5 protein-coding genes are annotated in these 7089 nt (G+C 51.9%); 3 read left to right on the forward strand and 2 right to left on the reverse strand.

The genetic code is table 11. The annotated features are described in order from the left end of the window. Nucleotides 1–659 precede the first annotated feature (659 nt). A complete protein-coding gene (locus QZ190_RS02775; protein ID WP_089957680.1) occupies nt 660–1403 on the reverse strand; it encodes a hypothetical protein in 744 nt (247 codons plus the stop codon). Between the two features lie 573 nt (nt 1404–1976). On the opposite strand from QZ190_RS02775, the gene istA reads away from it, so the two are divergent. Both istA and istB read left to right on the forward strand, forming a co-directional pair. After that, the gene (gene istA, locus QZ190_RS02780) at nt 1977–3515 is read left to right on the forward strand and encodes an IS21 family transposase (protein WP_291913227.1); all 1539 of its coding nucleotides are present in this window, start codon (nt 1977–1979) and stop codon (nt 3513–3515) included. After that, the gene (istB, locus tag QZ190_RS02785) at nt 3512–4264 is read left to right on the forward strand and encodes an IS21-like element helper ATPase IstB (protein WP_100117900.1); all 753 of its coding nucleotides are present in this window, start codon (nt 3512–3514) and stop codon (nt 4262–4264) included. Before istA ends, istB begins: the two co-directional genes overlap by 4 nt. A 174-nt stretch (nt 4265–4438) precedes the next feature. On the opposite strand, the gene QZ190_RS02790 is transcribed toward istB, so the two are convergent. Continuing rightward, on the reverse strand, nt 4439–5512 hold the full coding sequence (locus QZ190_RS02790; RefSeq protein ID WP_228768235.1) for a site-specific integrase: 1074 nt from the start codon (nt 5510–5512) through the stop codon (nt 4439–4441). A gap of 124 nt (nt 5513–5636) precedes the next feature. On the opposite strand from QZ190_RS02790, the gene QZ190_RS02795 reads away from it, so the two are divergent. After that, nucleotides 5637–6536, forward strand: a complete 900-nt coding sequence (locus tag QZ190_RS02795; protein WP_291913232.1) for a DNA-binding protein — start codon at nt 5637–5639, stop codon at nt 6534–6536. Nucleotides 6537–7089 lie beyond the last annotated feature (553 nt).

Raw genomic sequence — 7089 nt, forward strand, 5'->3', positions numbered from 1 at the left:
GGCGTCATAGCCTGTTGTGCAAATTGGCCCATGCATCAATGGATCCTATCCGTCAGCACTGGATAGGATGTGTGGTAGCGGTCATTGGCCTATGACCGAACTGACCGGCTGCCGAGCCTGATGGTTAAAGATCGACCGACCGCTACTGGCAGAAAGCCCACAAATGACTGCGGGACACGACCGGCAGCAACCGCTACAAACAAGTCAACGTCTTAAAAGATGTGACCGGCTGCAATGGGTCGGAAGCTGACTGACAAAATTTGTGTTGCGAAATAGGAATTTGACATTAAATGCGGGGGGGTACCGTTCAACCCATGAAAGAGTCAGTGTCAAAGCCATTGATCTCATTGACTGTCCACTGACAGTAATTTTGGAAACCACACACGCAGAATCACGTTTAAGAATGGCTGAGGCACAACGCGGCAAACCAATCTGGGAGACGTGGGTTGACCGGGCTGGGCCTGTCAAGCTCTTGAAACGAGCCGACTATGGTCAGACTGCTTTTGGCTGGGGTGGGAGCAACGGCCCTTGAAGAAAGACGGCGGTAATGGGGGCCTCGCTGGTTGAAAACCAGGTTGACCAAGGTCGGTCCAGAGAAAAACCATTGACCAGATGCCCAAGTTTCAGATGTCGGTTTGATTTGATGTGCGACCAAGGGGTCATCGATTGATCTCACGGGAGAAGATGACCACTTCCATTCGCCATTCAGGGGATGGGTAGATCCAGTGTTTGCACTTGAGATCAATTTCATGGAATAGATCGAGTGCGATAGGCGCAATCTCTGGCAACACCTTCACCCAAGACTGGCAATGGTGGTAAGCGTTAAGCGCCAACTCTCGTAACTCTTGAGAGGAAATCAATTCTGATTTTTTGACGAGCAAGATGAGCGCAACCAACGCTTCAAATGTTCCGATTTCTGCCAACCGATAGGCCGTTTTTTCATCAAATTTCTGGAAACGATCTGGTTGCGGGATGGCCTGAAGCATTGGAGGTGCTGAAACCATCAGGAGATCCGTGATAGCAGGGGCTAATGCTTTCAGCTGATCGTCAATCCATCTCTGATTGAGCTGATCCCCACGCAACACAGCCCAAATAGGCGAATCAAAGTAGGACGCAGTACCGGGATAGTTTTGATCGGCAATATCAACTGAATATGGCTTGCCGACCATTCTTCGCGGGACACGCAAACCCGTTTGATAGCCATCCCATTTACGCGGGCGTACCACCCCTGCCTCTTTGTGTTTAACGATGGACGGCTCTATTGCCAACTCAATGGCGTAGGCACTTGGCAAACCCGACCTGGCTTTGACGGCATAAAACCAGACCTTCGTGCGCAAGACATCAATCGGATTTCGCTTGGGGCGACCCGGCTTTGGCGGTTGCAAAAAGGTGGGCATGGTCATGGTGTACAGAAACTCCGATTATCCGTTCGGGTTCCACAATTGCTAACTTTCGGAAACACTGCGTGACAACCGTAGAGAGACCCGAACAAATGACCACGAGTTCATGCGAGCCAGGCACCTTGGCTGAAAAATTGAAAACAGAAATGGAGCAAACCCATGGCCCACTGCTGGGAGGCCTGCGGTTGGCCAACGCTCTGGGACACGCCAGTGTGGCGGGGCTAAGACAAGCCAGATACCGTGGTCAAGTCGCCGTAACGCTGTTCACGTTGCCACATCGACGAGGTTTTTATGCACTCACCAGAGATGTCGCCCACTGGCTTGCGCAGGCACGGATCACGTCTAGCACTGAATAAAACGAGGAGGAAAAAACCAGAACGACGCTAAATCTAGCCACCCAGAAACGCAAAAGCCCGAGGCGGACACCTCGGGCCTAGCGTCCGACCGAAGCCGAATCAAGTAGTACCTTGTGGGTTGGAGTATCGGTCGAGCATCCCCTCATGTCAAGTGGGCGGGAGTGGGTTAACTCACCCCGAGTGCATGCCTCCTGCACTCGTTTGACCAAAGGAGCAGCCCATGAGGCTACCCGTTCATTTGCAGCGTGACATTGCACGCCAGCACTTTTATGACCCGACGTTGGCTCACCGAGCAATTTCAAGAACAACAGGGACGCACCACGACACGATCCGAAAATTTCGACAGCAAGTGGATGCCTCTGGCTTGAGTTGGCAAGAGCTTTCGCCGTTAGATGATGATGCCTGGCGGGCAGCACTTGGAACCCAAGATCGATCTATTGCGCAACTCAAGACGCATCCAGATTGTGAATTGATTCATGCCGAAATGCGGCGACCCGACGCAACTCTGGAGCGTCTTTGGCGAGAGTGGCGCGAGACCACCCCCGACGGGGTGGGCTACTCACAATTTGCCATGCTCTATAGAGCTTGGACAAAAAATCAACATGTGGTGATGCGACGCACGCACCGACCAGTTGAAAAGCTGTTTGTGGATTTTGCGGGCCGGACCGTTGAAATCCGAGATCAAAACGGTGGCCCATCGACCTTTGCTCAAATCTTTGTGGCTGTGCTTGGGTACTCAAACTACACGTACATCGAAGCTACGGCGAGTCAGACCACCAAAGACTGGCTGAAATGTCACGCTAATTGTTTCGAGGCTCTGGGTGGTGTGCCAGAGTGGGTCGTCAGCGACAACCTTAAAGCGGCCGTTTGGCGGCGTGAACGGGATCGAACGGTGATCAACCCCGCCTACAGAGATTGCCTGAGCCATTACGACACGGCACCTTTACCAACGGGGGCACGAAAACCCAAACACAAAGCCAAGGCTGAAGTGGGAGTGCAAATCGCTCAACGATGGGCTTTGTTTTCACTTCGTGATCGCATTTTCTTCAGCCTTGCCGAGTTGAATGCAGAACTCCGGATCAAGGCCGAAGAAATGAATCGCCATCCATTTAAACGGCTCCCTGGCTGTCGATTGGATCGCTTTTTGGAAACAGAAAAAGCGAGCCTCAAGCCATTGCCTGGAACGGCATTTGAATTGAGTGATTGGCGATATAGCGTCAGGGTACAGGATGACTATCACGTCGAACATCAAAGACGCTTCTATTCAGTGCCTCACACGCTTGCACGAGAAAGCGTGGACCTCAGGTTTACAGCCACTGTGATTGAAATTTTCCACCGAGGTCGAAGGGTTGCCCTTCACCCTTTGATTGAGATACAAGGAAATGCCAGAACGATACCAGAGCATCGGCCCGTCATACACAGCCGAGTGCTTGATGCCGAACCTCGGGCATTGTTGGCATGGGCGATGAACGTCGGCGGCAATGTGGAGTTGATGATTCGGCATCAACTTGAAAACCGAAGCGACATCACAAACGGCGTCAAAGCTGCACGACGAATGCGTGATCTCGCAAGGGACTACGGTGAGGCCCGATTTGAAGAGGTCTGCGCCTACGCGATGCCATTGAATATCACCTCACTTCGCAGCATCACATCCATCCTCAAAGAGGATGCAGACAAACGTTTTTCTATCACTCAAGCACCCAAAGTCAAAATCATTGGTGAATTGCGTGGTCCTAGTTATTTTGGAGAATCAGCATGAGCAGCACGCAACAAACCATCGCTCGCCTTCGAGAGCTCAAGCTCGTTCCAATGGCTGATGCTTACGACATGCAGCTTCAGCAACCCAAATTGCATGATGTCAGTTTTGATGATCGCTTTGCAATGCTTGTTGATCACGAGGCATCCGAGCGAGAGGGCCGAAAGTTGAAGCGTTTGATCCGAGGCGCAGGGATGCCTGAATTGGCTTCATTTGAGGATGTGGAATACAAGGTAAACCGTGGACTAGACAAGGCACAGTTGGCATCTTTGGCAAGCTGTGATTGGATAAGGCGTCAGCAAAATCTGATCATCCAAGGCGCTACGGGTGTTGGTAAGACGTGGCTTGCGTGTGCATTTGGCCAGCAGGCGTGCAGGCTAAAAATGCCAGTCCTGTTCTATCGCGCCAGTGATCTTTATGGGGCAATCACAGAGTCATTGCTTGATGGCTCATTGCCCGCTCTGAAGCTGTCATTGAGCAAACCAAGTATGTTGATACTTGACGATCTGGGTTTGGGTGAGATGAATCAACATGCGTCGCAGTTCTTGCTTGATGTGATTGATCGGCGAATGCGCACAGGATCATTGCTCATTACAACGCAATACCCAACTGACCAATGGCATGGGTTCTTTCCTGATCCCACGTTGGCTGATGCGATATTGGATCGCGTGGTGCATCAATCGCATCGGTTATCTCTGAAAGGGGAGTCCATGCGAAAAACAATGGCTCGCAAAAAAATGCAATCCAGCTGATAGTCTGAGTAGTCAGATTGACCATGTCAGTCTGACTACTATCTGGTCAAATCGACATACTTTTTTCTTTGGTCAACTTGCTGGACTGAGTGGTCAGCTTTGACTGGAATTGATGGTCACGAGGGATTGGAGCGGATGGTCAATAGGTTCTGGAATACGCACCCCAGTTGAGCTTCAAGTGTTGGGGCGCGCATCTCTCATAAGGTCTGTCACCTCAGCCTCTTGTGTGATGCGGAAATAACCCAACACGGTGGAGACGCTGTGGTGCCCCGTCATGGCCATGGTCTGAGCGAGGGGAACGTTTTGCAAGCCTGCCTCTGTCACGAACCCTGAGCGCAGGGAGTGGGCGGCATAGTTGCCGTCAATGCCTGCCAACAAGCATCGCTTTTTAACGATATCTTTGACAGCGGCAGGGGAGAGCGCTTCACCGATGTGACCGCCTTTGCGCACTCTTCGGAAAATCGCCCCGCTGGTGATGTGGCTGACGGTGAGCCATGCCGAGAGGGCTTGCGCTGCGAGCCCGAAAATGGGTTTGTGGTTTTCAGCGCGTTCTGCGCCGGCTTGGTTCGTTTTGGAGAACGCCAAGTTGTAGAGATAGGCATCGGGGCCGGTGCGTTTTAAAAACTGCATGTCTGCGCTGGCCACCTCGGATCTCCTGCGCCCGCCACTGGACCAGGCGAACAAGATCAGTGCTCTATCGCGGATGCCGATGACTGAGTCATCGCACGTTTGCAAGATGGCTTGAAGAGGCTCTTTGGTGAGGGCGTCTTTTTTGCGGGGGAGGGCACCCCGCTTGGCGTAGGCCTTGCGGGTGCGGGAGAGAAGCTCGCGCACTTTGGGGTCGTGGCAAGGGTTTTTGAACTCGCCAATTTGGTGGGCTTTGGACAGGACCGCAATTCGGTGAATCAGGGTGTTGTGTGCGAGTGCGCCGAGTTTGCCTTTGAAGCCGGATTTCACCAGGGCTTGATCGATCTCGATGGGCAGCTCGTGCGCCAGGCCTTTGTCGGTGGTTCGATCCGCGTGGTCGACGACAAACTGGAGCACACAGGCGGTGGGCACGGGCAGCTGTATTTGTCGGCCGTAGCGTGCACCAAACCATGCGGCCCAGTAGCGCAAGGCGCTGCGGTAGCTGATGAGGGTGTTTTTTGATTCACCTTCGCGCAGCAGATCTTCGACGGCGCGTTGGGTGACTTCGCTCAGAGCCTCTGGCTCCAGGGCGGGTGTATTTTTGAGCGTGGGCAGGCGCAAGTTCATGGGCGGCTTATTTCTTTGAAGAAATCTTACATAGCATGTAAGATTATTTATCTTTTTATCCTTTAAATCACGATAAATATCTCTTATCGTTGGTAAATTTACAGCAAGGAGCAGGGCGATGCAAGTTAAAAGTCCAAGGGGTGTTCAGCAAACCGATGTCAACGGCGCAGCCGACGAATTGCTCAGTGAGCAACTCAAACCGACCATCGAACGTGTTCGCATGAAATTGGGCCGCGGATCGCCCAACACCGTGGGCCCGATGCTGGAGGTCTGGTTTTCTTCATTGGGAGAGCGTTTGGGAGGAGCAACGGGTGAAGCCGATAAAACAAGCGAATTGCCAGCCACTGTGCACATAGCAATGAAAACCCTCTGGAAAAGCGCTTTGCAGGAGGCTCACAGTACTTTTGAAGCGTCAAAAGCGGATTTCGCGAACACAGCAAGTCAGCAAGAACAGCAAATGACGACGGTGCTTGCTGAGATTGAAGCTGAGCGTGGAGCGTTCACGCAGCAGGCATCTTTACTCAACCAAGCCCTTGATGCGCTAAATATCAGGCTGGCCGAATCTCAAGATCAGGCGAACAAGCTTCAAATGCTTGTGAACAAGAAGGATGAGGAACTCACATCATCGCGTCTGGCGCTTCAACAGCAAGTTGCCGAAGGCAATGAGGAGCGTCGCCGTCACGATGCGCAACTGCGGGCTCACAGCGCTGAAATTCAAGCGCTTCAGGCACAGTTTGTGTCTTCAGAACGAAGACTGATGGCGGAGATTGATCGCGATCGCCAACAAGTAAAAAAATTACAGGCAGAGGTGGAGATTGAAAAAAAGAAGCAGATACGACATAAAAGTGAGGCTCTGGAAGTGGCTGGAAATTTGACCAAGCAACTGCACGAGCTAAGGATGCAAAACACGCAGCTATCAGAGCGCGCATCAGGTTATCTTGCACGCATCAACGACATGCAACCCCAAAAACTCAAATCTGCAGCAAAGAACAAAGCCGTACGAAGCGTAAAGGGATAGAAGTTACGCACATCAACGTTTTGGTCTTGCCAAATCACCAGTCCTTGATAGCATCAACATTACTTGGAATATGTGAGTAGCTATATCTTTACTTGGAAAGTAGCGTCAACTTTACTTGTGTGACCGTGGTCCTTGATGGCCAGCCAATGTCTTCGACATACTTGGTTGCATACGATGTATATTATGTTAAGTTAAATTGGTATGAATTAAATCAGTGAAACGGCTCTTCGTCATGAAGTCGTGAACCGCACGCCTGCACTGTGCTGCAGCAGACGGACACCGTGGGCAATAAAAATGAAAGTGCTTCGAAGTACCGACTCAAGGGATTCCGCGAGTTCATATTCACAGACCTCTGAAGCATCCACATGAAAAAGAACATATCCATCATCACAGCCATGTTGACCGTGTCGCCAGCGCTCTGGAACCTGCCGTTAGCGCAGGCCCAGCCTGCAAACCCCTGATGGCCACCCAAATTCCCCCACTTATGGCCACCTCAAACTCCCCCACCTGAATTGATCGGGGACAGGGTCTCAACGCCGACACCGTCGGCACC

It is taken from the genome of Limnohabitans sp., assembly GCF_017848645.1.
Classification (GTDB): domain Bacteria; phylum Pseudomonadota; class Gammaproteobacteria; order Burkholderiales; family Burkholderiaceae_C; genus Limnohabitans_A.

What these genes read in the sequence shown, in the direction of transcription:
- QZ190_RS02775 (WP_089957680.1), bottom strand. Translation starts at nt 1,403, where the DNA reads ATGACCATGCCCACCTTTTTGCAACCGCCAAAGCCGGGTCGCCCCAAG.
- istB (WP_100117900.1), top strand. Translation starts at nt 3,512, where the DNA reads ATGAGCAGCACGCAACAAACCATCGCTCGCCTTCGAGAGCTCAAGCTC.
- QZ190_RS02795 (WP_291913232.1), top strand. Translation starts at nt 5,637, where the DNA reads ATGCAAGTTAAAAGTCCAAGGGGTGTTCAGCAAACCGATGTCAACGGC.
- istA (WP_291913227.1), top strand. Translation starts at nt 1,977, where the DNA reads ATGAGGCTACCCGTTCATTTGCAGCGTGACATTGCACGCCAGCACTTT.